Here is a 26,307-nt window from a genome sequence, read left to right as displayed (position 1 = left end):
AGCGAGCAGCAAGGTACGTTATGAAGCGAATTTTCGACAATGCCATATCCCTGATGGTAGTGGTCATCGTTCTGTTTCTGGTGATCCCGCTGTCGGCGCCCGTGCTGGACGTGTTGATCGTGGTCAACATCTCCCTGTCCATCATGATCCTGATGATCACGATGAGCATCTCGGAGGCGCTGGAGTTTTCCATCTTTCCCTCACTGCTGTTGGTGACAACGCTGTTCCGACTGGGATTGAACGTGTCCTCCACCCGCCTGATCCTGCGGGACGGCGGCCAGGCGGGCGTGGTCATCAGCGCGTTCGGCCAGCTCATCACCCAGGGCAACATCGTCATCGGCGTGCTGATCTTCCTCATCATCGTGCTGGTGCAGTTCATCGTTATCACCAAAGGCGCCGAGCGCGTGTCGGAGGTGGCCGCCCGCTTCACCCTGGACGCCATGCCCGGCAAACAGATGGCCATCGACGCGGATCTGAGTTCCGGCCTGATCGATGAAAAAGAGGCGCGGCTGCGCCGCTACAAGATCCAGAAGGAGGCGGACTTCTACGGCGCCATGGACGGCGCCACCAAGATCGTCAAGGGCGACGCCATCATGTCGCTGATCATCACCGCCATCAACTTTGTGGCCGGCCTCATCATCGGCGTGGTCCAGGGCGGCGGCGACATCCAGACGGTGCTGAACGTCTACTCCATCGCCACCATCGGCGACGGCCTGGTCTCCCAGCTGCCCGCGCTGATGATCTCCACCGCCACCGGCATGATCGTCACCCGCTCGGTGTCCGACGGCAGCCTGAACACCGACGTCATCAGCCAGTTCAGGGCGCAGCCCCGGGCCATCCTGGCCACCGGCGTGATCCTGCTGCTGCTGGCGTTGTTCCCCGGCACCCCCACGCTGCCCCTTCTGCTGGTGGGCGTGGGCCTGGCCGCCGGCGGTCTGTACGGGGAGCGGTCGCTGGAGAAGGAAAGGGCACAGCAGCCCGCGCCGGAGGCGCCCGCGGAACCCGCGCCGGAATCCCCGGCCGCGGGCGAGGCGGAGTATTTCAAGGACATCAACAACGTTTACTCGCTGCTCACGGTGGAGCCCATCGAGATGGAATTCGGCTACAGCCTGATCCCCCTGGTGGACGAAGCCAGCGGCGGCAAACTCATCAGCCGCATCGTCATCTTCCGCCGCCAGTACGCGCAGGATATGGGCTTTGTGATCCCGTCCATCCGCCTGCACGACGGCGCGGGGCTGGGCACCAACCAGTACATCATCCGCATCCGCGGTGAGGAGGTGGCCCGGGGCGAGGTGCTGGTGGATTACTACCTGGCCCTGGAGCCGGCAAACCCCACCAGCCAGATCGACGGCATCGAGGCCATCGAGCCGGCCTATGGCATCCCCTCCCGGTGGATCCTGCCGGAGAACAAGGAGATGGCGGAGATCTACGGCTACACCGTGATCACGCCGCTCACCGTGATGCTCACCCACCTGTCCGAGACCATCAAGAAGCACGCCTACGAACTGCTGGGCCGCACCGAGGTCATGCAGCTGGTGGAGCATCTGAAAAAGACCGACCCGGACCTGGTGGCGGACGCCATCCCCAACATTATCACCTACGCGGGGCTGGAAAAGGTGCTGCGGAATCTGCTCAAGGAGGGGATCCCCATCCGGGACCTGGGCCTGATCCTGGAGGCGATCGTGGACGCCGGGCCCAATATCCGGGACATCGACCTCATCACCGAGCAGGTGCGCGCCCGGCTGAGCCGCACCATCAGCCGCCGCTTCTGCGAGAACGGGCAGCTGCGGGTGGTGACGCTGGACGCCGAGGTGGAGAAGAAGATCCTGGCGGCGCTCACCAAGAGCGATCAGGGCGTTTACCTGGCGCTGGGGCCGGACGTGATGCAGCAGGTCATGACCCAGCTGGGCGAGCTGCGCAAGAAGTTCCAGGAACTGTCCCAGACGCCGGTGGTGCTCACAAGCCAGGTCATCCGGATCTATCTGAGCCGGCTGATCGCCCAGTTCTATCCGGACATCTATGTGCTGTCCTTCAACGAGATCACCAGCAACATCCAGATCCAGGCGATCGGGAACATCACCCTGCAGCCCCAGACGGCGCAGGTATAAAAAGGAGGCGGGAGACCCATGGAAGAGACCCGGACGGCAACGGCTGTGCGCGACGGTTCACCGTCTCCCGCCGACCGCGAACAGGCGGAAAAGCTGGACGACCGCCAGCTGCTTTTGTTGTACCGCCAGACGGGCGACCAGGAACTGAAATGGATGCTGGCCATGCGCTATACGCCTCTGGTGCGGCGCATCGCGCTGCGGGCAAGCGGCCTGTACAGCAGTTTCGCCCAGCTGGACGACATCATCCAGGAAGGCCTTTTGGTGCTGCTCAACGCGGTGGATAAGTTCGACCCGGACAAGAACGTGAAGTTCGAGACCTTTGTCTCCGCCCGGCTGCGGGGCATGATCGTCGACCTGGCCCGCCGGCAGGACTGGCTGCCCCGGCAGGTGCGGCAGAAATCGGTGCGGCTGAACCGGGCAATCGACGAGCTGGCGATCCAGCTGGGGCGGATGCCCAGGAGCGATGAGGTGGCCCAGCACCTCGGCCTCACCCGGGAACAGTACGACGCGCTGCTCTCCGAGACGGCGGTGTCCAGCCTGGTCTCCTTCGAGGCTGTGCTGGACAGCTGCGGCAACGGGAGCGAGAAATTCCTGCCGCCCGGGGAGCAGCAGAGCAGCACCGAGGAGGAGTTCCAGGAGCGGGAACTCCATCAGGTGCTGGAACAGGGCATCGCCTCCCTGCGGGACAATGAAAAAATGGTCCTGTCGCTCTATTATGAAAAGGAACTGAACATGAAGGAGATCGCGCAGGTGCTGGGGGTCAGCGCCGCCCGTGTCTCTCAGATCCACAGCCGGGCGCTGCAGCGCCTGCGGGTCTACATGAAACAGTATGTGCAGGCATGATACGCCGGAAAGAAGGAATGGGTTATGACCAAGGGATTTTATCAGTTGACTTCCGGGATGCTGTCCCAGGGCAGGCGGCTGGACGTGGTGAGCAACAACATGACCAATCTGAGCACCGCCGGCTACAAGGCCGAGACCTACACCGACCGCACCTTTGAGGAGGTGCTCATCAGCCGGGTGGGCAACAAGGACAAGAGCGGCGCCACCGTGATCGGCGGCGAGAGTTACATCCTCGCCCCGGATCAGCTGTATGTGAACTACACCCAGGGCTCCATGAAGGAGACCGGCCTGGCGCTGGACTTTGCCATCCTGGGCGACGGGTTCTTTGCCATCCAGACCGACAACGGCGTGGAATACACCCGGTCGGGCAGCTTCTGCCTGGACAACGCGGGCCGGCTGTACCTGGAAGGGCACGGGCTGGTGCTGGGGGCCAACGGCCAGCCCATCACCCTCGCCACCGACCAGATCCAGGTGGACGGCAGCGGCAACATCTACACCCAGGACGGCGCCTTTCAGGGGCAGCTGGGTGTTTACACCTTTGCGGACAACGCCCAGCTGGAGAAGGGCACCAGCGGCCTGTTCCTGGCCGGCGGCCAGGCGGCGCAGGTGCAGGCGCAGCCCCGGGTGGCCTGGAAGTATGTGGAGGAGTCCAACGTGGACATGATCCAGGAGATGAGCCGGATGCTCACCGCGCAGCGGGCGCTGCAGAGCGGGGCACAGGTCCTCAAGCTGTACGATGCCCTTTTGACCAAGGCCACCACCGAAGTGGGCCGGATGTAACGGAAAGGAGCGGGAAAGATGCTGCAGGGATTTTACAGTGCCGTCACCGGCGCGCAGCAGCAGATGCTGCGCATGGATGTGCAGGCCAACAACATTTCCAATGTGAACACCAACGGGTACAAGGCCCAGGTGCCCGCGTTCCAGTCTCTGATGTACGGGATGCTGGGCGGCATCGACGGCGAACAGCTGCCCCGGGGCAGCGGCGCCTACCTGTCCGCCACCGGCACCAACCAGGCCGTCGGCTCCTACCGTCAGACGAACCGCACGCTGGACTACGCCATCGTGGGCGAGGGCTATTTCGCGCTGTATGAGCCGAGCACCGGGGAAGTGACCTACACCCGGGACGGCGCCTTCACCATGGCGGCCTTCCAGACGCAGAACGGCCCGGTGTACTATCTTTCCGACGGCGAGGGCCGTCAGGTGCTGGACGCCAACCGGCAGCCCATCCCGGTGACAGACCCCAATGCCAAACTGCCGGTGGGCGTGTTCACCATCCAGTATCAGGACGGCCTGCTGCGCACCGACAGCAGCCGATTTGCGGCGGGCGCCAAGAACGGCACCGTCACCGCCGTCAACAGCCAGGTGGAACAGGGGCTGCTGGAGGAATCCAACGTGGACCTGGCCACCGAACTGACCCAGGTGATCGAGGCGCAGCGCTCCTACAGCTATGTGCTGAAAATGGTGCAAACGGCCGACGAGGTGGAGAGCACTGTCATCGGCCTCACCAACGGATGAATCGAGGAATAAGCTATGAAACCTGTGAAAAAGTATGAGGATCTGAATGGCCTGGAACTGGACACCATTCGGGAGATCGGCAGCATCGGCACCGGAAACGCGGCCACCGCCCTTTCCAGCATGCTGGGCTGCCCGGTCCGCATCCAGATGCCGGAAGTGAGGATCATGGGCTACAACGAGGCGATCGACTGGATCGGCGGGCCCGAGATCATCACCGCGGGCGTGCTGGTGCACATGTCCGGCGAGGTCAACGGGATCATGCTCTCGGTGCAGCAGATGGAATTTGTCAATCTGGTGCTGGAAAAGATGGTGGGGCACACCGTGGAAAGCTACGAGCAGCTGTCGGAACTGGACCGCTCGGCACTGGTGGAGGTGGGCAACATCATGATCTCCACCTTTATCAACGCCCTGTCCGGCCTGGCGGACATCACCACCCACCTGACGGTGCCCGCCTTCGCGGTGGATATGCAGGGCGCCATCCTGACGGTGCCCATGGTGGAATTCGGCGGGCAGTCAGACTACATCATGACCATCGGCGCGGACTTCATCTGCGACGGCAAGGCGGTGCCCTGCCGGCTGCTGCTCTCGCCGGATATCCTTTCACTGAACTTTTTGCTGAAGAAATTGGGTGTGCTGGATGGATAACAAGCTGATTGTAGGGATCGCGGACATGAAGATGGCCCGACAGGACGGAATGCTCATCACCTATGCGCTGGGCTCCTGCATCGGGATCTGTCTGTACGATCCGCTGATCCAGCTGGCGGCGCTGGTCCACATCATGCTTCCGCTGAACATGGAGGCGGGCCGCAAGACGCCGCTGAAATACGCGGACACCGGCATCTGTGAAACGCTGCGCCAGATGGAGCTGCACGGCGGGGCCAAATCCCGGATCGTGGCCAAGATCGCCGGCGGGGCGCGGATGTTCGATGTGGCCGGCGCGGGCAATCTGGGAAACATCGGCCAGCGGAACATAGAGAGCACCCACATGATCCTTCGGCGGGAGGGCATCCGCCTGCTGCGGGAGGATGTGGGGGGCACGGTGGCCCGGACGTTGTTGTTTGACGCGGCCACCGGCCAGGCGTGTGTGCGCAGCTACGGAAAACCGGAGCTGATTTTTTAAAGGTTTGATTCACTAATTGCAGAAAGCGGGGATACGGCATGGCGCAAGAAGGAAGAAGCGGGATCTTGCTGGAGACTGGCACCAACGAGATCGAGATCATGGAGTTCACCATCGACGGGAACCTCTACGGGATCAATGTGGCCAAGGTACGCGAGATCATGATGTCGGCGGAAGTGAAACCGATGCCGCACACACACCCGGCGGTGGAGGGCATCTTCAAGCCCCGGGACACCGTCATCACCGTTGTGGACCTGCCCAAGTACCTCACCGGCAAGGAACACCCCCACCAGGAAAAAGACCTGTTCATCGTGACCAACTTCAACCAGATGCACGTGGCCTTCCGGGTGGACAGCGTGGTGGGCATCAGCCGTATCTCCTGGACCGACATCCAAAAGCCGGACAGCACCATCTCCGGCGGCGAGGACGGGGTGGCCACCGGCATCGCCCAGTGCGGCGACGACCTGGTGAGCATCCTGGACTTTGAGCGGATCGTGGCGGAGATCGCCCCCGAGACCAGCATCCAGATCAGCGAGGTGGAGGCGATGGGCAAACGCCAGCGCAACACCAGCCCGGTGTGGGTGGCGGAGGACTCGGTGCTGCTCACCCGCATGATCCGCGAGTCGCTGGAAAAAGCGGGCTACACCAACCTGCGCACCTTCCCCAACGGCGCCGAGCTGTGGGACGCTCTGGAAAAGTGCGCCGAGGAGGGGAACGTGGACGATCAGGTGGCCATCATCATCACCGATCTGGAGATGCCTCAGATGGACGGCCATCGCCTGACCAAACTCATCAAGAGCAGCAAGGAGTTCAAGCAGATCCCCGTGGTGATCTTCTCCTCGCTGATCACCGAGGAGATGCGCCGCAAGGGGCGTGAAGTGGGCGCCGACGAGCAGCTGAGCAAACCGGAGATCGCTCACCTCATTGGCATTCTGGACGAACTGCTGAGCCGCAGTCGGGCAAAACGGAAAGGGGGAGCGGACCAATGAGCAGCAAATACATCGTGCGCGTGCCCATCAAGGACCGGGACAATCACATCATCGGATATGAGATCCAGTATTACGGGGAGAACCACGCCTTCGGCGGGGAGGAGAGCACGTCCAACGACTTCGCGGCGGCGGACACCATCTACAACTTCCTGACCCTCAACACCGACAAGCTGCTGCGGGGCACGCTGAACTTCATGACCTTCACCACCACCCTGCTGATGAAGAAATCCCCCCGCCTGTTCGACAAGAACGAGCTGGTCATCCAGATCGACGACAGCGTCATCATTCACCCGCTGGCCATGCACATGATCCAGCAGTACGCCCGGGAGGGCTACAAGATCGCGGTCAACGAGTTCCAGTTCGCGCCGCGCTACCTGGCCATGCTGGACAGCATCGACTACATCAAGCTGAACTTCCAGACCATGCAGGAACTGACGCTGAAGAACATCATCGAGATCGCCCACAGCATGAATAAGCAGTGCATCGCCGTGGGCATCGACAACGAGCAGCTCTACCAGCAGGCGCTCAAACTCAAGGTGGACGCCCTGGAAGGCACCGTCGTGGCCGAAAAGATGACCCAGAAGACCCACAACAGCGGGTATCTGCAGAGCAACTTCTTCCGGCTGATGGTGGCGGTCATCAAAGATGAACCGGACATCGACGAGATCGAGCGCATCATCTCGGTGGATGCCACCCTCACCTACGGCCTTTTGCGCATCGCCAACTCCCGTTATTTCTCCCTGCGCAGCAAAGTGACCACCGTGCGGCAGGCCATCATGACCATCGGCCTGAACGAGCTCAAGCAGTGGGTCTACCTGCTCAGCGCCAGCAACGCGGAGAACCAGATGGACGAGGGCGCCGAAGAGTTCCTGCGCCTGTCGCTGATGCGGGCCAACTTTTGCAGCAGCCTGATGAACTACGCCAAGGATATGCCCATCACCAAGTCGGACGCTTATCTGATGGGGATGTTCTCCACCCTCAATTACCTCATCGACGCGCCGCTGGAGGAGATCCTGCAGCCGATTCCCGTCTGCCAGGAAGTGAAGGACGCCCTGCTGCACCACACCGGCCGCTGCGGCATGCTCTACGACCTGGCCCTGTGCTACGAGCGGGCGGACTGGACGCAGATCGACAGCCTCGCGGAGGAACTGCACATTCAGACCAACCTGCTTACCAGCCTGTACTTCAGCTGCATGGAGGATGTGAACCGCATCTGGGATGAGATCACCCAGGCGTCCGCCAGCCGGAAAGAGGCAGCGAAGGAAGCGGAAGCGGCCAAGGAGACTGAATCAGCCAAGGAGACCCCGGCGCAATGAGCAAACCGGGGTGCCCCGCCTGAAACGCAAAGAAACGAATGGGGGTCTGCCCTGCCGGCGTTTTCGCCGTGGGCAGGCCCCTCGTGCGCATTGCGGGGAAAACCAGCCAAAGTCGAAGCCAGAAAGGGGCAGAGGGCATTGGAGCCGGAAAACAAAAAAGTGATGCGTGAACAGCTGGAAGTGCTGAACCTTCTGGGCGACAGCGGCAACGATTATCTGTTCCTGTGGGACCTTGCATCCGGGCGCGTGTATTTTGCCGGGAACATCTGGCAGCGGTACGACCTGCCCAAAAACGAAGACGGCGGGTGCACCATGGACGACTGGTACAGGATCGTCTATAAAAACGACCTGCCCGCGCTGCGCCGGGAACTCAAGCTTGTCCGCCAGGGCAAGGCTGCCCGGTACAACAACGAATACCGTCTGGTGGACCGGGAGGGCAACCGCGTCTGGGTGAACTGCCGGGGCAGATGCCAGCTGGATGAACAGGGAAAACCGATCGCCCTGATCGGCCGTGTGTCCGACACGGCGCTGGAGCGGATGGTGGATCAGCTGACCGGCGCGTTCAATGCCACCCGGCTGACCGAAGACATGGACCGCATCCTTGCGTCGGAGATCCCCTGTTACCTGCTTCTCATGGGGGTGGACAATCTCAAGCACATCAACCTGCACTATGGGCGGGACTACGGCAGCCGCATCCTCTGCATGATCGCCGACACGCTGGAAGAACTTGTGGGGGTGGGCCTGCGCATCTACCGGGTCAACGGCGACTGTTTCGCGGCCAATCTGCCGGTGGAGGATCAGGCCGTGGTGGAGGACATCTATCGGAAACTTTGCGCGCGCATGGCGGAGTACTGCACCCTGTCCGCCGGCGTGGTGCCCTACACCGGCCATCAGAATGTGGACAGCAGCGTTCTGTACCAGTATGCCGAGGAAACGCTGGACAAGGCCAAGCGGATGGGCAAAAACACCCTCGCGGTCTTCTCCCAGAAAGATTATGAGGAGAAACTCTCCACGGTGGAACTGCAGGAGGAACTGCGCCGAAGCGTGCAGGAGGGCTTTTCCGGCTTTTCCGTGTACTATCAGCCCCAGATCCGCACCGACACCTATGAGCTGTTCGGCATGGAAGCGCTGCTGCGCTACCGGTCGCCCGCGCGGGGGCCGCTGAGCCCGGTGGAGTTCATCCCGGTCCTGGAACAGACGGGCCTGATCTGCCAGGTGGGGCTGTGGACGCTGAAAACGGCGATGGAGCAGTGCAGGATCTGGCGGAAAAACGTCGGGGAACTGCACGTCAGCGTCAACGTGTCCTATGTGCAGCTGAGCCAGGAGAACATTGAGGAGCAGGTGCTGGAACTTTTGTCAGACAGCGGCCTGCCGGGCGACGCGCTGACGCTGGAAGTCACCGAGAGCATGCAGCTGCAGGATTATTCCCGCTTCAACCGGCTGTTTTACCGCTGGAAACAGGCGGGCATCGAGATCTCGGTGGACGACTTCGGCACCGGCTATTCCAGCCTGGGATATCTGAAGAACCTGAACATCGACGAGATCAAGATCGACCGCTGCTTTGTGCGCGGCATCCAGTACAGCGCCTATAACTATCGCCTGCTCAGCAACATGCTGGAACTGGCCCGCTCCTCCCAGATCCGGGTGTGCTGTGAAGGGGTGGAGACCAGGGAAGAACTGGCCGCGCTGGAAGAATTGGGCCCGGACATCCTGCAGGGCTACCTGTTTGACAAGCCCCTTTCCGCAGCGGACTTTGCGCGAAACTACATCGAAGAGGGCACCGAGACATACAAAAGCAGCGCCGCCGTGCGCGAGGGGCTTCGGCAGGTGAAGTGGAGCGAGGAGCAGCTGCCCCGGGAGTTCCACGCCACCGCCGAGACAATGGACAACATTATGGGCGCGCTGGACGAGATCGTCTATGTCAGCGACCCCAAGACCTATGAATTGTATTATCTCAACCCGGCGGGCCGGCAGCTGACCGGCGTGTTTGATTACAACGGCCAGAAGTGCTACAAGGTGCTGCAGGGAAAGGACGATCCCTGTGAGTTCTGCACCAACAGCCTGCTGAACCGGGACCGCTTTTACTTCTGGGAGCTGGAGAACAAAAAGCTGAAACGGCATTTCCTGCTGAAGGATAAGCTGATCCCCTGGCAGGGCAAGCTGGCCCGCCTGGAACTGGCGGTGGACATCACCGAACGGGAAGTGCTCAGCCGGTCGGTGCGGGAAAAGCTGGATTTCGCGGAAAATGTGCTGGCCTGTGCCAAGGTGCTGGCGCAGGAGCCGGACATGAACCGGGCCACAAGGCAGATGCTGGCCTCGGTGGCGGAATTCTACCAGTCCGACCGGGCATACCTCTTTGAGCCCATCTCCATTTCCGAGGGACTGTGGAGCAACACCTGCGAGTGGTGCCGCGAGGGCGTTGCCCCGGAGCAGGCCAACCAGCAAAGGGTGCCCGCCATGGGCATGCAGCGCTGGATGGACCTCTTTGAAAAGGATACCTCGGTCATCGTTCCCAACGTGGAGGAACTGCGGGATGCGGATCCGAGCGAGTACAAGCGTCTGCACAGCCAGGGGGTCAGCCGGCTCATCGCCACCCCCATCCACAGCGAGGGGAAACTGGTGGGTTTCCTGGGGGTGGACAACCCCCGCCACTGTGTGCGGGACGATTCCATGATCCGCACCCTGTCGCTGTTCGTGGTGGATCGTTTCAGCAAAAACGAGACGGAGGAACGCCTGGGCGAATTGCTGGATCTCCACTACCGGGACGTCCTGAAGGACACCAACGTGGGGCTCTGGTTCATCCGGATGGATCCCAACGCCAACCGCCGGGAGATGTTCGCGGATGAGACCATGCGCCGCGTGCTGGGGATCGAGGGCGCCCTGTCGCCCCAAAAGTGCTACGAACACTGGTACAGCCGTGTCCACGAGAGCTACCGCGCGTACGTCAACCAGGCGGTTGAACAGATGCTCTATTCCGACCGGCCGGTGGAACTGGAATATCCCTGGCAACATCCCACCCGGGGCGAAGTGGTGGTGCGCTGCACCGGCATCCGCACAGCGGACACCGACCACATGATCTGCCTGGAGGGATACCATCGCATCGTCTCCGATATAGAGCGCCCGCAGTTTTTGCCTTCCCCCGCCAAGAGCGAGGTGTTCGAGTTCTGCGAGCGCAAAAAGGCGGCCTTTTTCCACACCGACAGAACTCTGCTGGCGGGGGAGGAAAAACACGAGGAAAACTTCCCGGAATGCTGGTTGCGGGAGAAGATCGTGCACCCCCATTTCGCCGAAAAATTCGCGGCCCTTTTCCGGAACGTGCCCCAAAACAAGGATGTGGACGGCATGGAACTGCTGATGCGCACCAAGCAGGGCACCTACGAGTGGTTCCAGCTTTCCACCCGCCACATGGGCGAGGAAGAACCGTACAGCGACACCATTCTCGTGCTGCTGGACACCGCGAACCGGGAGCGGGTGTTGCAGCTGGAAAATATGCGGATCCGTGAATTCTATCAGGCGAGCCTGAGCGAGGCCATCGCCTACGCGGAGGTGGATCTGGAGAGCGACACCCTGAAATCCGCGGGTGGATTGTGGGCCGGCTACGAACAGAAGTTCAGCGGCAGCGGAAAGAGCCTTTTGCGCTTCATGGAGGAGGCGGCCGCCAGCGATGTGCGCATCGGCCGGAACATGAAGAACCTGGAGAAGGCGGACAGCTGGAAGGCCCTGCTTGCCGGTGACGCCGTTACCCGGCGTTTTCGCTACCAGCGCCGGATCGATGGCGAGTGGCGCTGGACGGAACTGGTGGCGCACAGCTTTCGGGAGCAATGCACCGAAACCTCCTACGCGCTGTTGTACCTCAAGGACATCGACGCCCAGGTCCGCAAGGAGCAGGCGCAGAAGGAAGCGGCCAACCGCGACCCGCTGACGGGCGTTTTGAACCGGAATGCCTTTGAGTCCGCCGTGCGGGAGTACATGGAAGCCCCGGAGAGCCAGCGGCGGGGCGCGATGATCCTGCTGGACATCGACAACTTCAAAAATGTCAATGACCGGCTGGGCCACCCGGAAGGCGACAACGTCCTGCGGTATGTTACCAAGCTGCTCACCGCGACCTTCCGCCAGCAGGATGTGATCGGGCGTCTGGGCGGCGACGAATTTGTGGTGTTTGTGCAGGGCGCCATCACCCGGGAGATCCTGGATCAGCGCATGGAGCGCTTTAACGCGGCGCTGGGGGCGTATCCCAAAACGCCCATCAGCTGCAGCGCGGGGATCCTGTTTGTGCGCAGCGAAGGATTTTCCTACACCCGGGCCGTTCTCCTGTCGGACAAGGCCCTGTACGACAGCAAACAAAAGGGCAAACACCGGCACACCTACGCCGATCCCAACGGGACCGGCAGCCGGCAGGGATGAGCCCGCAGCCGGCCGGCGCTTCAGACGGCAGGGGGCCTGCGGCGCGCGGCTCCAGGCGAAGCCGCGCGCGTTAAGCGTCCGGCCCCCAATTGTGATCACACATCCTTATCGAAAGGGAGGCACAAAGCGGTGGAGAAAAACGAAACCGGGATCGGCCATTTGGTGAGCTTTTTCGAGGACCTGGATGAGATGGTCTATATCTCCGACCGGGAGACCAACGAACTGCTCTACATGAACCGGCATCTGCGCAATTCCCTGGGATACGGCAGCGGAGAGGAATACAAAGGGAAAAAATGCTATGAGGTGCTGCAGGGCGGCAAGGCCCCCTGTGTGTTCTGTACCAATCAATCGCTGCAAGAGGGAAAATTCCTTTCCTGGACCCACAAAAATCCGGTGCTCAACAAACGGTATCTCATCAAGGATACCTTTATGACCAGCGGCGAAAGACAATATCGGATCGAGATCGCCATCGACGTGGATTCCGAGGTCGTCTGCAATACGCCCTATTACTACGCCCGCAGCGAGACCATCCTCAACGAGTGCCTGCAGCGCGTCTTTTCCACCACAGACCCGGAGGAAGGGTTGGAAAAGGTGCTGGAATACCTGGGGGAGACCTTCCGGTGCGACCGGGTCTATGTGTTTGAACTCCGCGAAGACGACCAGATGGACAACACCTACGAGTGGTGCGCGCAGGATGTGATGCCGCAAAAGGACATCCTGCAAAGGATGCCCACCGCCGATTTCGACTGGTGGATCCGGCTTTTCAAGCTGAACAAGGTTTTGCTGATCGAAGACCTGGAGAAGATATGCGCCCAGTACCCGGTGGCCTACGCCATCCTCAAGCCCCAGAACATCTCTGCGCTGGCGGCAGGGCCGGTGAGCTCGGAGGGAAAGGTCGTGGGCTTTTTGGGGATGGACAACCCCAGCCGGGATATGATGACCCTGCTGCCCGCCCTCCTGAACGTGATCGGCTGCTTTGTGGCGGCGCTGCTGCGGCAGAGAGACCTGCTGAACCGGCTGAACGTGCTCAGCTTTCACGACCCTCTCACCGGGGTGTACAACCGCAACGCCCTGTCAGAGCACAGCGTCCGCTGCCAAAATCAGCTCAGCGCCGGCGTGATCTACTGCGACATCACCGGGCTCAAGCAGACCAACGATTCCCGGGGGCACAACGCGGGGGACCAGCTGATCCGCCATTGCAGCGACCTGCTGCGGGACACGCTGGAAACCCCCTGGATCTACCGCTCGGGCGGCGATGAGTTCGTGGCGGTGTTCTGTGACTGCGACGAGGAGACCTTCCGCCGGAATGTGAGCGCCCTGCACGAACGCATCCGGAAAGATGAGTGCCATATTGCGGTGGGGTATGCGTGGTCGGACCGGAAACCCTTCAGTCTGGACGCGCTCATCTCCCAGGCCGACCGGGTCATGTACCAGGACAAGCGGGAGTACTACGCCGCCAACAACCTTGTTCCCGGGGTGGACCGCAGGCGGCCCGGCGGAATGGAACTGCGGGAAGAGGAACAGAACAGTCGTCTGGGACATTTCCTGCGGGAGACATACCACGACGTTGTGTTCATGTTCGACTCGGTCTCCCGCCAGAATACCATGACCTATTTCTATTTTGGGGATACCCAGCGGGATTTGTATTATATTTCCGACAACATGCGGGATGAGTTCGGCTTTTCCGGCAATGTGGTCTCCGGCCTGCTGGACGAGTGGTCCAAGCGGATCAGCCTTCCTCAGCATCGGCAGCTGCACCGGAAAAAGATGCAGGAGCTGATGACCCGCAAGGAAATGGTGTACGACCTGCGCTACCAGGTGAAAAACGCGGCGGGGGAGAACATCTGGGTGCGCTGCTACGCCATGCTCAAGTGGAATGCCGACAAGACAAAGCCGCTGTTCTTCTCCGGCAGGATCACCCGCCAGGATGACGCCTTCGTGGTGGATCCGGTCACAAATTTCCCCCGGGCTTCCGCCATGCCCGCCCCCGATCCGCACCAGGCGACGAAATGTCTTGCCATCGGGTTCTGCCTGAACAGCGTCAGCGCGCTGAACAGTACGCGCGGGCGAAATTACAGCGACCGCATGATCCGCAGCATTGCCGACGAACTGACCGCAAAACTGTCGGATAAAATGTCTTTTTATCGTCTGGAGGGGCTGCGGTTCATCGGCCTGACAGAGGAAAACTGCTCCGGGGAAAAGGAGGAACTGGTGGGGTATATCCGCGCCATCGTGGACAATGAATACCGCGCCAGAGGGCTTTCCGTTCATCATCCCTGTTCCTTCGCACTGATGGAATACCCCCAGCCGAGCCTCTCCTTCACCGATTTCCTGGAAAATATGGTGTCCCTCATCAAGGTGGCCAAGCGCGATTCCCGGCAGACGTACATCGAGGATTCCATCACAAACATTGAAAAGATCCGGCAGATCTCCAACATGAAACTGACGCTGAGTTACGATGTGCTGCAGGAGATGGAGAATTTCCGCATTGTGGTGCAGCCTGTGGTGAGGGCGGCAAGCGGATCGGTGGTGGGCGGCGAGGTGCTGCTGCGGTGGATCTTTGAGGGCGAGGACGTCCCTCCAAGCACCTTTATCCCCATGCTGGAGAACGAGCACCTGATCCAGATCGCCGGACGCTGGGTGTTCGAACAGGCGGTGCGCACCTGCATGCGGCTGGTGGCCTGTGTCCCGGATTTTTACCTCACCTTCAACGTGAGCCTGTACCAGCTTTCCGACAGCCAGTTCACCGATTTCATGCGAAGGACGCTGGAGAAATACCATCTGGACGGTTCCCACCTGATCGCGGAAATGACCGAGAGCTTCATGGACGAACAGCCGGAAAAGCTGCGTCGCTTTGTGGAGGACTGCAAATCCATGGGCGTGCAGATCGCGCTGGACGATTTCGGTAGCGGCTACTCCTCCCTGCGGATGCTTCTGCAATATCCCTCCAACATGATCAAGCTGGACCGGTCGCTGCTGGCGGAGATGACCGAATCCGAGGACAAGATGAACTTCATCTCCAGCATCGTGTACGCCTGCCACCGGTTTGGCAAAAAGGTGTGCATGGAAGGGGTGGAGACCCATGTGCAGAACGATCTCATCAAGGAGGCCGGCTGCGACATGATCCAGGGGTATTTTTACTATCACCCCATGGAAGTGGAAGACCTGTACCGGCTGGTGTCCTCCGGGGAATCTCCCGTGCAGGATTGACCGCACAGCCCTGGCGCGGTGTGCTCACCGCCCGGAACAAACCGATATGACCCCGGCGGCCCCCCTGGCGCGGAAAGACCAATGCACCAGGGGGGCCGCCGTGTCCGGAGGGCGATGGGGGCAGGCAGGTGTTTCCAGCGGCCGCCCCCTTGTGCGGACCGCATTATTTTTGTACAATGGTCTGCGGCGCGCCCCGCGCCCGGCGGAACGGCGCGCTCATCAAACGCAAGGAGAACAAGATGGAACTGACCTTTGCCCTGCGGGGCAACATCCTTTATACACCTGCCTGCGGCCGGCTGGAACTGCGGCCGCAGCAATACCTGGTCTGTGAGAAGGGGCTCGTGGCGGGCATTTTTACAGAATTGCCCGAACGATTCCGGGGCATTCCCCTGCACGACCATGGCGATCGGCTCATCCTGCCCGGCCTGGTGGATCTGCACGTCCATGCCAGCCAGTACGCCTACCGGGGTCTGGGGATGGACATGGAACTGCTGGACTGGCTGGAACAAAACGCCTTTCCGGAGGAGGCGCGCTTTGCCGGCATGGACTATGCGGATGCCGCCTACCGGGTCTTTGCCGAGGAACTCACCCGCAGCGCCACCACCCGGGCCTGCGTTTTTGCCACGGTGCACCGGCCCGCCACCCTGCGGCTGATGGAACTGCTGGAAAAGGCCGGCCTGCGGGGGTTCGTGGGCAAGCTGAACATGGACTCCAACTGCCCGGACTATCTGCGGGAAACAACAGAGGGCTCACTGGCCGAGACCCGCCGCTGGCTGGAGGAGAGCGCCGGATTTTCCGGCGTGCGCCCGGCCATCACCCCCCGCTTCATTCCCAGCTGCTCCCAGCGGCTGATGGACGGCCTGGGGCAGCTGCGGCGGGAATACGGCGCCGCGATGCAGTCCCACCTGTCGGAGAACCTGTCCGAGATCGCCTGGGTCCGGCAGCTGCGCCCCGCAGCCCCTTTCTATGGCGCGGCGTATGCGCAGCCGGGGCTGTTCGGCGGCGAATGCCCCACCGTGATGGCCCATTGCATCTGGAGCGGCGAGGAGGAGCGGGCGCTGATGAAGGAGCGGGGCGTGTTCCTCGCCCACTGTCCCCAGTCCAACATGAACGTGTCCTCCGGCATTGCCCCCGTACGCGCCTGGCTGCGGGAAGGGCAGAAGGCGGGCCTGGGCAGCGATGTGGCCGGCGGCGCCCATCTGTCCATCTTCCGCGCCATGACCGACGCCATCCAGTGTTCCAAACTGCGCTGGCGCCTGGTGGACGACAGCCTGCCCGCCCTCACCCTGCCGGAAGCGCTCTATCTCGCCACCAAGGGCGGCGGGGCCTTCTTCGGCAAGGTGGGCAGCTTTGAGCCCGGCTATGAATTTGACGCGATCGTCATGGACGACGCCGGCCTGCCCACCACCCGGCAGTGCACCCTGGCCGAGCGGCTGGAGCGGGTGGTGTGGCTCTCCGACGGGCTGCCTCTGGCGAAATATGTGGCGGGACGCCGGCTCTTCTGAAGCCCCGGGCGCTGTCTTGCGGCCCACCGGCGGGGGCGGGAAGGGGGCGCGGTCGACGACCCGCCGGCAGCGTACAAGATTTTCACGCCCCTTTCGGCAGACAAGGCCCGCGCTTTGTGGTATCCTTGAAGGGACCGAAACAACCGCTCCCGCCCATGCCGGCGGGGCGGGCCGATAAAGGAGAACGCCCATGAACATCGCCCTCATCCTGGGAATGCTGCTGGTCTACACCGCCGCCCAGTGCCTGCTCATCCGAAAAGCCTGTTCGCCGAAAAAAAGTTATCTGGCGGAAAAGATCCTGTGCAGCCTGCTCTTTGTGGCGGTGGCCGCCGTTTCGGCGCGGGTGGGCAGCCGGCCGGAGGCGTTCGTGCATCTTGCGCCGGCCTTCGGCTGCTGTGTCGTGGGCGATGTGCTGCTGGCGATCTACAACCGGCGCCGCCGCCTGCCCTGGTTCGTGGCCGGAGGAGTGTGCTTTCTGGCAGGGCACGGGCTGTTCGTCTGGGGCCTGTGCCGCCTGCAGCCCGTGAGCTGGCCGGTGCCGGTCGCGGCGGTGGCCGGGGCGCTGGGCGTGCTGGCGCTGAGCCGGCTGCCCGGGATGCGCTTTGGCCGCCTGCTGCCCATGGCGGCGATCTATGCGTCCTTCGTGTCCGCCTTTCTGGGCAAGGGGTTCCAGCTGGCCCTGGGCCTGGGCCAGCCCTGGTGCTTTTTGGTGCTGGCGGGCGCGGCGCTGTTCTGGGTGTCGGACCTGCTGATTTTGTTTTTGTATTTCTACCGCACCTCCCATCCGGCGGTCCACGCCGCCAACCTGGCCACTTATTATTACGGGATGTTCCTGCTGGGGCTGAGCCTCGGCTTTTGACCGGCGGCCCGGAGGGCCGCAAAGCCACGGGCCCGCAAAAAGCGGCGCTTACGGCGGGTTGAGCCGCCGGAAGCGCCGCTTTTTATGCAAAGAAAAATTTACCCTTCAGCCTGCCCGCAGCGGGCAAAGGCGTCTTCCAGCGCCGCGCCGCCCTCCGGAAACGCCAGTTCAAAGGCTTCCCGGGCGGCGGGGGCCAGGGGCGCGAACTCCGCTTCAAGGCCCGCCCACCGGGGCACAAGGATCGTTACCTCAGCCACTTCCCGGGCGACCTTTTCGAGGAGCTGATCGCTGTTCATGCGCACCAGCCCCATCAGCAGGGTGCCGTAGCTGCCCCGGGCGCAGGTGCTCAGGTACAGCCGCACGGCGTGCACCAGTTCCCGGTGCAGCAGTGCCTGCGCGTCTCCGCCGCCCTCCGGCCGCAGCAGCGGGGCCAGCCGCCCCAGTTCCCGGGCGGCGGCCCGCGCTCGATGGGGGCCTGCCTTGCGCCAGTGGTCCAGGGTCAGCCAAAGGGCAATGTACCGGTCCGCCGGGGGCGCGTTCCGCCGGGGGCGCGTGTAGCGCCTTTCCCACAAAAGGCGCCGCAGTTCGTTCTCCGCCGTGTCCCCCTCGCCGGCGGCCAGGGCCTCTTCCAGCAGCTGCCGGCGGGTTTCGGGGTTAAACTCTTCATAATACCGCTCGGGCCAGGCGGTGCGGGTCTGTGTCGTCATGGCAAATCCTCCCCGCGGCGCGGGCTGCTTTTGGCCGCCCGCACAGCCGCGTTTCTCTGCATAAAGTATCCCATGCGGCGCAAAGAATGTCAATTGCCGGAAAAACCCCAAAAGACACCGTGCCCGCCCAGCCGTGCTTCCTTTGCTGCGCGCTGCCAGTATTTTCCCTTGACAAGGCGAGGGGAAATGTGCTATCCTGTATTGCGGTTAGTGAAAGCTAACTTTTTTTTCGACAGAGAGTTAGATATGACTAACAGTGCGCCGCGCGGCGCAGGGGGAGAGGAATATGATCGACAGACGGCTGATCGGCATGGTCGGCGAGAGCAAAAAATACATTGCGGCGGGGGTGGCCTTCCAGTGGGTGTCACTGGCGGCGAACATCCTGCTCACCGGGGCAGTCTGCCGCCTGCTGGCGGCCCTCTGGATGAAAACGGCCACGGCCGCCGACCTGCTGGCGCTGGGCTTGCTGGCCGCCGCGGTGCTGGCGGTGCGTTTCGGCTGCACGTTGGCCGCCGCGAACATGAGTTGGCGCGCCAGCAAAGCGGCCAAGGCAACATTGCGCCGGCGCATCTACGAAAAGCTGCTGCGGCTGGGCACGGCGGGCCGTGGGCAGCTGCGCACCAGCGAGGCGGTACAGGTGGCGGTGGAAGGGGTGGACCAGCTGGAGGTCTACTTCGGCCAGTATCTGCCCCAGTTTTTCTACGCCATGCTGGCGCCGCTGACCCTCTTCGCGGTGCTGGCCCCGGTGGATGCGGTGAGCGCGGCGGTGCTGCTGGTGTGCGTGCCGCTGATCCCGGTATCCATCGCGACGGTCCAGACCTGGGCCAAAAAGCTGCTGGGCCGTTACTGGGGGCAGTACACCGCTCTGGGCGACACCTTTCTGGAGAATCTGCAGGGGCTCACCACCCTGAAAATTTACGGCGCGGACGCGCAAAAGCACGCCGAGATGAACCGGCAGGCGGAACAGTTCCGCCGCATCACCATGAAGGTGCTCACCATGCAGCTGAACTCCATCACGATCATGGACCTGATCGCCTACGGCGGTGCGGCGGCGGGCATGGCCCTGGCGGTGGGCCGCTTTGCCGCGGGCAGGGTGAGCCTGGCGGGGGCGCTGTTCATCATCCTGCTGGCGGCGGAGTTCTTTTTGCCCATGCGGCTGCTGGGCAGTTTTTTCCATGTGGCCATGAACGGCATGGCCGCGGCCAAGCGCATCTTCCGCCTGCTGGACCTGCCGGAGCCCCGGGCGGGCGGCGCGGCCGCCCCCGCCGACTGCACCCTCCGGCTGCGGGATGTGGACTTTGCCTATGAGCCGGATCGGCCGGTGCTGCAAAACGTCTCCATGACCTTTCCCGCCGGCGGCTTCTGCGCGGTGGTGGGCGAGTCGGGCTGCGGCAAGTCCACCGTGGCCGCGCTGCTCACCGGCCGCCGCCCTGCCGACGGGGGCGACGTCACGCTGGGCGGGCAGCCCCTCGCGGACATCGACGAGGCCGGTCTGGCGCGCAGCATCACCTACATCTCCCACAACAGCTACCTGTTCAAAGGCACCGTGGCGGAAAACCTGCGCATGGCCCGGCCCGACGCGCCGGACGATGCCCTGTGGCAGGCGCTGGAGCAGGTGAATCTGGCGGACTTTGTGCGCGGTGAGGGCGGGCTGGACGCCCCGGTGGCGGAGAAGGGGGCAAACCTCTCCGGCGGCCAGTGCCAGCGCCTCGCGCTGGCCCGGGCCCTTCTGCACGACAGCCCCGTCTACATCTTTGACGAGGCCACCTCCAACATCGACGTGGAGAGCGAGAATGACATCATGGCCCGCATCACCGCGCTGGCAAAGACCAAAACGGTCATTCTCATTTCTCACCGGCTGGCCAACGTGGTCGGGGCCGACCGGCTCTTTGTGATGGAGGGCGGCCGGGTGGCGGAAGAGGGCAGCCACGAAAAATTGCTGGAACAGGGCGGGGTCTACGCCCGCCTGTGGAACGCCCAGCAGGAACTGGAACACTACGGCAGGGAGGACGCGGTATGAAAAAACAGAGAAGCGGCCTGGCCGTCATGGCCCGGCTCATCGGCCTGGTAAGGCCCCTGACGGGGTATATGCTGCTGGCCGTCCTGATGGGGCTGGCGGGCCATCTGTGCGCCTCCTTCATCACCATCTTCGGGGCGTTCGGCCTGGTGCGGGCGCTGGGGCTGGGAGGCCCGCTGCCTCTGCCCGCCCTCTTTGCCGGCGCGGCGGGCATGGCCCTGGCCCGGGGCCTGCTGCGCTACGGCGAGCAGGCGTGCAACCACTTCATTGCCTTCAAGCTGCTGGCCCTGCTGCGGGACAAGGTGTTCGCCGCCCTGCGCCGCCTGGCCCCCGCCAGGCTGGACGGGCGGGACAAGGGCGACCTGATCGCGGTCATCACCAGCGACATCGAGCTGCTGGAGGTGTTTTATGCCCACACCATCTCCCCGGCGGCCATCGCGCTGCTGTTCTCGGCCGGCATGGCGGCGTTCATCGGCGCGGTGCACCCGTTGCTGGGAGCCATCGCCCTGGCCGCCTACCTCACGGTGGGGCTGCTGGTTCCGCTGGCCACCAGCAGGGCCGCCGGCGGCGCGGGCGCGGACTTCCGCCGCCGGTCGGGGGAGCTCTCCGCCTTCGTGCTGGACAGCCTGCGGGGCCTGCCCGAGATCCTGCAGTACGGCGCGGGCGGCCGACGCCTGGCGGAGATGGAGCGCCGCACCGGGGAACTGGCGGCCCACGAGGGCCGGATGAAGCGCACGGCGGCGCTGAACGCCGCTGTCATCAACACCCTCATCCTTGCCTTCGATCTGGCGATGCTCTTCGCGGCGGCGCTGCTGTGCATGGCAGGCCGGCTGGATTTTGCCGGCGGGGCGGTGGCCACCGTGGCGCTGATGAGTTCCTTCGGCCCGGCGGTGGCGCTGGCGAACCTGGGCGCGGGGCTGCAAAACACCTTTGCCGCCGGCAACCGGGTGCTGGACATCCTGGAGGAGACCCCCGTCACCGCCGAGGTGGAGGGCCGCCCCGCCACCGCCTTCTCCGGCGCGCGGGTGGAGGATGTGACCTTCCGCTACGGCGACGAGGCGGTGCTGGACGGCCTTTCCCTGGAAGTGCCCGAAAACAGCGTCGTGGGCATCGCGGGCCGCAGCGGCAGCGGCAAGTCCACCCTGCTCAAGCTGCTGATGCGCTTCTGGCAGGCGCAGCAGGGGAGGGTGGAGATCTCCGGCCGGCCCATCGACGGGGTGAACACCGCCGACCTGCGGGCCATGGAGGCCTACGTCACCCAGGAGACCCACCTCTTCCGGGATTCCATCCGTGCCAACCTGCGGCTGGCAAAGCCCGACGCCACCGACGCCGAGATCGAGGACGCCTGCAAAAAGGCCTCGGTGCATGAATTTATCCAAAGCCTGCCCCAAGGCTACGATACCCCGGTGGGCGAGCTGGGGGAGACCCTCTCCGGCGGCGAGCGGCAGCGGCTGGGGCTGGCCCGGGCCTTTCTGCACGGCGCGCCCTTCCTTTTGCTGGACGAGCCCACCAGCAATCTGGACAGCCTGAACGAGGCGGTGATCCTGCGGGCGCTGGGGCGGGAGAGCGGGGACAGAACGGTGGTGCTGGTGAGCCACCGGCGCAGCACCCTGCGCATCGCCGACCGGGTGGTGAGCGTGGAGCATGGGAGGTTGAGCTGATGAACACCGCGAGCAAACGGCAGCGGGAAAAGCGGGTGGTGGAGGCGATGATCGCCCTCTACTGCCGTAAAAAGCACGGCGACCGGGGCGGCCTTTGCCCCGACTGCGCGGCCCTGCTGGAGTACGCCCGCCAGCGCAGCGAGGCCTGCCCCTTCATGGAGACCAAGACCTTCTGCTCCAACTGCAAGGTCCACTGCTACCGCCCGGAGATGCGGCAGAAGATACGGGATGTCATGCGGTTTTCGGGCCCCGGATGCTGCTGGTCCACCCGGTGCTGGCGGTGCGGCACCTCATCGAGAGCCGCAAAGAGAAAAAACGACAGGAGTGCATGGGATGAAACTGAAAAAAGCGATGTATCTGTGCCTGGGCTTTCTGGGCCTTGGACTGGGGGCGGTGGGGGCGGTGCTGCCCCTGCTGCCCGCCTTCCCGTTCCTTTTGCTGGCCGCTTTCGGCTTTGGCAAAAGCAGCGAAAGGCTAAACGCCTGGTTCAAAAATACCCGCCTTTACCGGGAGAACCTGGCCGACTATGTGGCGGGCAAGGGCATGACCCGCAAGACCAAGATCCGGGTGATGGTCACGGTGACCGCTTTGATGGCGGTGGGCTTTGCCATGATGCACGCCGTGCTCGCAGGCCGCATCGTGCTGGGCGGCGTGTGGGTGTTCCACATCCTCTACTTCACCTTCGGGGTGCGCACCATCCCCGCAGGGGAGGCCGCCCGGGATTGATTTCCCGCGGCAGTGTGTTACAATAGGGGCAGAAACTCGCCGGCCGCAGCGCCGGAAAAGGAGCGATGTCCATGCCCATTCTCAAGCTGATGCCCGCCTGCAAGGATTACCTGTGGGGCGGCAGCAAACTGCGGGAGGAATACAACATCCGATCCGACCTGGAGCCGCTGGCGGAGGCGTGGGTGCTCTCCTGCCACAAGGACGGCCCCAGCACGGTGGCCAACGGCCCCGACGCGGGCCTGACCCTGCCCGCCTACATCGAAAAGCACGGCAAAGAGGTGCTGGGCGCCAACTGCGCCCGGTTTGAGGAGTTTCCCATCCTGACCAAGTTCATCGACGCCAAGGGGGATCTGTCCATCCAGGTACACCCGGACAACGCCTATGCCCTGGCCCACGAGGGGCAGTTCGGCAAGACCGAGATGTGGTATGTGCTGGAGGCGGAGCCGGGCGCCTTTCTCTACTACGGTTTCAAGCACCCCATCACCAAAGAGGAGTACAAAGCACGCATCGAGAACAACACCCTGACCGAGGTGCTCAACGCCGCTCCGGTGCACCGGGGGGATGTGTTCTTCATCCCGGCGGGCACCCTGCACGCCATCTGCAAGGGCATTGTGATCGCCGAGATCCAGCAGAATTCCAACGTCACCTATCGGGTGTATGATTACGGCCGCCTGGGCGCGGACGGCAAGCCCCGGCAGCTGCATGTGGAGCAGGCGCTGGAGGTGACCCGGTGCGTCCCGCCAAGTCCCCAGGATTTCGGCGGCCATCTGGCGGCCTGCGAGTATTTCACGGCGGACCTGGCCCGGGGCGGCGCCGAAGGCATGTGCGATGAAAGTTCTTTCACCAGCCTGCTCATCACCGACGGCGCGGGCGCGCTCGCCTGCGGCGGCGAGGAACTGGCAGTGCGCAAGGGCGACAGCCTCTTTCTGCCCGCCGGCAGCGGCGAATGGAAGCTTACCGGCGCCATTTCGGCACTGGTGTGCCGGGTGCCGCCCCGGCATTGAGCCAGGTCTGGGCAAAATTTCAACATCCCACACGAAAGCCCCGCGAGATTTTCGCGGGGCTTTCGAATGTTTATACAGAAATTTCACAAAGAGACGGGATGTTGCACAAAAGATTTTTAACACTCTTGTGTTTTGATACAAAGTTGCCCGCAATGCGTTGACGTAGGATTTTGATATTGTATAATTGGTAACAAGGAATTAGTAAAGTCACTGGATAAACTGTTCAGATTGCCCTTTGCCGGCTGCGGAACCATAATCCGAGCGACCTTCCATTGCAACATTGCAAAAATTTTTTTCCACGCAGGTGCGCTCATGGCTTTCGCCCGGGTTATGTACCTGCCTGTTTTTATGGGGGCGAAGTCCGGGGCAAAAGGGGAAAAATGTATGCAGCGGGCGCAAAGCCCCCATCAGAAAGGAGGAAACGGACATGATCCCTGTTGGCATTTTCACCGGCTATTACCCCTGCACCATCGACGAGACCATCCGCCGCATCAAAGAACAGGGCTTCTCCTGTGTGCAGCTGGACGTCTCCTTCAAGGACTGCGACGCCACCAAGGGCGAGTTGACCGACGAGAAGGCAAAGGAGATCCGGGACAAATTCCGCGCGGCAAACCTGCCGGTGGTGGCCCTCTCCGCCTATACCAACTTCGTGCACCCCGACCCGGAGAAGCGGGCGGCCAACATCGCCTACTTCAAGGAGATGATCCGCTTTGCCCGCAAGCTGGGCTGCGGCTATGTGGCCAGTGAGACCGGCACCTACAATCCCGAGAGCGACTGGGTCTGGCACGACAAGAACGCCACCGAGGAGGCCTATCAGGAGGCGCTGGCCATCATCAAGGACTTGGTGGCCTGCGCCGAGGAGAACGGCGTGACCTTCATCGTGGAGAACTACATCAACAACGTCATCGGCAGCGTGGAACAGGTGGAGCGGCTGATGAAGGACGTGAACAGCCCCAATCTGGCGCTGATCTGCGACCCCACCAACTATTTCACCGGCGCCAACATCGGCAACATGGACGCCGAGCTGGAAAAGGTCTTTGACCGGCTGGCGCCCTATATGCGCATCGCCCACGCCAAGGACTGCAAGCTGGCCGAGGATGTGTCGGAAAAGCACGCGGATATCGACGCCGACGAGTCCCACTCCTTCCGCGGCTCCGGCGATGTGGAACTGCCCGCGGCCGGCCTGGGTTCCCTGAACTACGACCTGTATGTGCGGCTGCTGGCCAAGCACCATCCCAATATGCCGCTGATCATCGAGCACCTGGACGAGGGCGGTATCCCCCGCGCCAAGGAGTTCGTGGACGGTGTGCTGAAAAACGCGGGCGTATAAACGCCGCGGCGATCCATTCTAACGAGAGGCAGGAACACCCATGAAGTATTACCTCGGCATCGACCTCGGCGGCACCAACATCGCCACCGGCATCATCGACGAGAACTATCAGTTCGTGGCCCGGCACAGCGTGCCCACCAAGGGCACACGCCCCTTTGAGGTGGTGGTGCGGGACATCGCCGCCGCCGCCCGGGCGGTGCTGGAAAAGGCGGGCCTGACCGAGAAGGACATCGACTATGTGGGCATGGGCGCCCCCAGCACCATCGAGCCGGGCACCCAGCGCATCGTGTTCGCCAACAACCTTGGCTGGAAGAAGGCGGATCTGGTGGGCGAGTTTCAAAAGCACTGGGACATCCCGGTGCACATTGCCAACGACGCCGATTGCGCCGCCCTGGCGGAGTCCATCGCGGGTTCCGCAAAGGACTACGACAATGTGCTGATGCTGACCCTCGGCACCGGCGTGGGCGGCAGCTTCGTGATGAACAAAAAGATCTATCTGGGCGGCAACGGCTACGGCTGCGAGCCGGGGCACTCCATCCTTGTGTACAACGGCGTGCGGTGCACCTGCGGCCGGCGGGGCTGCCTGGAGGCCTATGCGTCGGTGACGGCGCTCATCCGCGAGACCATCGAGATGATGGCCGCCTGCCCCACCAGCCTGATGTGCGAACTTTGTGGCGGCAACATGAGCCGGGTGAACGGGCGCACCGCCTTTGACGCGGCAAAACAGGGCGACGAGGCCGCTCTGGAGGTGGTGCACAACTATGTGGAATACCTCTCCGCCGGCATCGGCAGCCTGGTCACGGCCTTCCGTCCCTCCGTGGTGATCCTGGGGGGAGGTTTGAGCAACGAGGGCGAATATCTTCTCGGGCCGGTGCGCCGCCGCGTGAGCGAGACGGTGTATGCCTCGGACCTGATGGACCCGCCCGCCATTCTCAAGGCAACTCTGGGGAACGACGCGGGGATCATCGGTGCCGCGCTGCTCGGCGCATAAAACCG

General features: G+C 62.9%; 19 protein-coding genes and 1 pseudogene. 19 read left to right on the top strand and 1 reads right to left on the bottom strand.

What is annotated here, in order from left to right; genetic code table 11:
* Window positions 1-20 precede the first annotated feature (20 nt).
* The 12 genes from flhA to ACH2A7_RS00905 all read left to right on the top strand — a co-directional run bounded on the left by flhA (window position 21) and on the right by ACH2A7_RS00905 (window position 17,866).
* A complete protein-coding gene (gene flhA / locus ACH2A7_RS00960) occupies window positions 21-2,108 on the top strand; it encodes a flagellar biosynthesis protein FlhA (RefSeq protein ID WP_394959140.1) in 2,088 nt (695 codons plus the stop codon).
* A gap of 18 nt (window positions 2,109-2,126) precedes the next feature.
* Complete coding sequence (locus tag ACH2A7_RS00955; RefSeq protein ID WP_394959138.1) at window positions 2,127-2,951, top strand: sigma-70 family RNA polymerase sigma factor; 825 nt, start codon at window positions 2,127-2,129, stop codon at window positions 2,949-2,951.
* A gap of 24 nt (window positions 2,952-2,975) precedes the next feature.
* The gene (locus ACH2A7_RS00950) at window positions 2,976-3,731 is read left to right on the top strand and encodes a flagellar hook-basal body protein (protein WP_394959136.1); all 756 of its coding nucleotides are present in this window, start codon (window positions 2,976-2,978) and stop codon (window positions 3,729-3,731) included.
* An 18-nt stretch (window positions 3,732-3,749) separates the two neighbouring features.
* The gene (locus ACH2A7_RS00945; RefSeq protein WP_394959133.1) at window positions 3,750-4,466 is read left to right on the top strand and encodes a flagellar hook-basal body protein; all 717 of its coding nucleotides are present in this window, start codon (window positions 3,750-3,752) and stop codon (window positions 4,464-4,466) included.
* A 15-nt stretch (window positions 4,467-4,481) separates the two neighbouring features.
* The gene (locus tag ACH2A7_RS00940) at window positions 4,482-5,111 is read left to right on the top strand and encodes a chemotaxis protein CheC (protein ID WP_394959131.1); all 630 of its coding nucleotides are present in this window, start codon (window positions 4,482-4,484) and stop codon (window positions 5,109-5,111) included.
* A gap of 25 nt (window positions 5,112-5,136) precedes the next feature.
* Window positions 5,137-5,586: a chemotaxis protein CheD gene (locus ACH2A7_RS00935; RefSeq protein ID WP_394959129.1), complete on the top strand. Its 450-nt coding sequence runs from the start codon at window positions 5,137-5,139 to the stop codon at window positions 5,584-5,586.
* 38 nt (window positions 5,587-5,624) lie between these two features.
* Window positions 5,625-6,572, top strand: coding sequence for a chemotaxis protein (locus ACH2A7_RS00930; RefSeq protein ID WP_394959127.1), 948 nt, complete (start codon window positions 5,625-5,627; stop codon window positions 6,570-6,572).
* Window positions 6,569-7,888 (top strand): EAL and HDOD domain-containing protein, encoded by a 1,320-nt coding sequence (locus ACH2A7_RS00925; RefSeq protein WP_394959124.1) that lies wholly within the window; start codon window positions 6,569-6,571, stop codon window positions 7,886-7,888. Before ACH2A7_RS00930 ends, ACH2A7_RS00925 begins: the two co-directional genes overlap by 4 nt.
* 162 nt (window positions 7,889-8,050) lie before the next feature.
* Window positions 8,051-12,292 (top strand): EAL domain-containing protein, encoded by a 4,242-nt coding sequence (locus ACH2A7_RS00920; protein ID WP_394959314.1) that lies wholly within the window; start codon window positions 8,051-8,053, stop codon window positions 12,290-12,292.
* Between the two features lie 129 nt (window positions 12,293-12,421).
* Window positions 12,422-15,502, top strand: a complete 3,081-nt coding sequence (locus tag ACH2A7_RS00915; protein WP_394959122.1) for a GGDEF and EAL domain-containing protein — start codon at window positions 12,422-12,424, stop codon at window positions 15,500-15,502.
* Window positions 15,503-15,741: 239 nt separating this feature from the next.
* Window positions 15,742-17,007, top strand: coding sequence for an amidohydrolase family protein (locus tag ACH2A7_RS00910; protein ID WP_394959120.1), 1,266 nt, complete (start codon window positions 15,742-15,744; stop codon window positions 17,005-17,007).
* A gap of 190 nt (window positions 17,008-17,197) precedes the next feature.
* Window positions 17,198-17,866, top strand: coding sequence for a lysoplasmalogenase family protein (locus tag ACH2A7_RS00905; RefSeq protein WP_394959118.1), 669 nt, complete (start codon window positions 17,198-17,200; stop codon window positions 17,864-17,866).
* Window positions 17,867-17,964: 98 nt separating this feature from the next.
* Here the strand turns inward: ACH2A7_RS00905 and ACH2A7_RS00900 are convergent, their stop codons facing one another.
* Window positions 17,965-18,573 carry a DUF6553 family protein gene (locus tag ACH2A7_RS00900; protein WP_394959116.1) on the bottom strand — a complete coding sequence of 203 codons (609 nt, stop codon included), beginning with the start codon at window positions 18,571-18,573 and terminating at the stop codon, window positions 17,965-17,967.
* A 286-nt stretch (window positions 18,574-18,859) separates the two neighbouring features.
* On the opposite strand from ACH2A7_RS00900, the gene ACH2A7_RS00895 reads away from it, so the two are divergent.
* The 7 genes and pseudogenes from ACH2A7_RS00895 (at window position 18,860) to ACH2A7_RS00865 (ending at window position 26,302) form a co-directional block, all read left to right on the top strand.
* Window positions 18,860-20,593 (top strand): ABC transporter ATP-binding protein/permease, encoded by a 1,734-nt coding sequence (locus ACH2A7_RS00895; RefSeq protein ID WP_394959114.1) that lies wholly within the window; start codon window positions 18,860-18,862, stop codon window positions 20,591-20,593.
* Window positions 20,590-22,251, top strand: coding sequence for an amino acid ABC transporter ATP-binding/permease protein (locus tag ACH2A7_RS00890; protein WP_394959112.1), 1,662 nt, complete (start codon window positions 20,590-20,592; stop codon window positions 22,249-22,251). The genes ACH2A7_RS00895 and ACH2A7_RS00890 overlap by 4 nt, the downstream gene beginning before the upstream one ends.
* A pseudogene (locus ACH2A7_RS00885) lies at window positions 22,251-22,561 on the top strand (nitrous oxide-stimulated promoter family protein); the annotation flags it as partial. The gene ACH2A7_RS00890 and the pseudogene ACH2A7_RS00885, both read left to right, overlap by 1 nt.
* A gap of 23 nt (window positions 22,562-22,584) precedes the next feature.
* Entirely contained in the window at window positions 22,585-22,977 is a 393-nt protein-coding gene (locus ACH2A7_RS00880; RefSeq protein ID WP_394959110.1) for a DUF454 family protein, read from the top strand.
* 71 nt (window positions 22,978-23,048) lie between these two features.
* Window positions 23,049-23,981 carry a type I phosphomannose isomerase catalytic subunit gene (locus tag ACH2A7_RS00875; RefSeq protein WP_394959108.1) on the top strand — a complete coding sequence of 311 codons (933 nt, stop codon included), beginning with the start codon at window positions 23,049-23,051 and terminating at the stop codon, window positions 23,979-23,981.
* Between the two features lie 427 nt (window positions 23,982-24,408).
* Window positions 24,409-25,311, top strand: a complete 903-nt coding sequence (locus ACH2A7_RS00870; protein WP_394959106.1) for a sugar phosphate isomerase/epimerase family protein — start codon at window positions 24,409-24,411, stop codon at window positions 25,309-25,311.
* Window positions 25,312-25,351: 40 nt separating this feature from the next.
* A complete protein-coding gene (locus ACH2A7_RS00865) occupies window positions 25,352-26,302 on the top strand; it encodes an ROK family protein (RefSeq protein WP_394959105.1) in 951 nt (316 codons plus the stop codon).
* Window positions 26,303-26,307 lie beyond the last annotated feature (5 nt).

The sequence above is a fragment of the Candidatus Allofournierella merdavium genome (assembly GCF_944382735.1).
In the GTDB taxonomy this organism is placed as follows: Bacteria; Bacillota; Clostridia; order Oscillospirales; family Ruminococcaceae; genus Allofournierella_A; species Allofournierella_A merdavium.
Note: the sequence above shows the minus strand (reverse complement) of the source record. Positions and strands in the feature narration are given on the sequence as shown.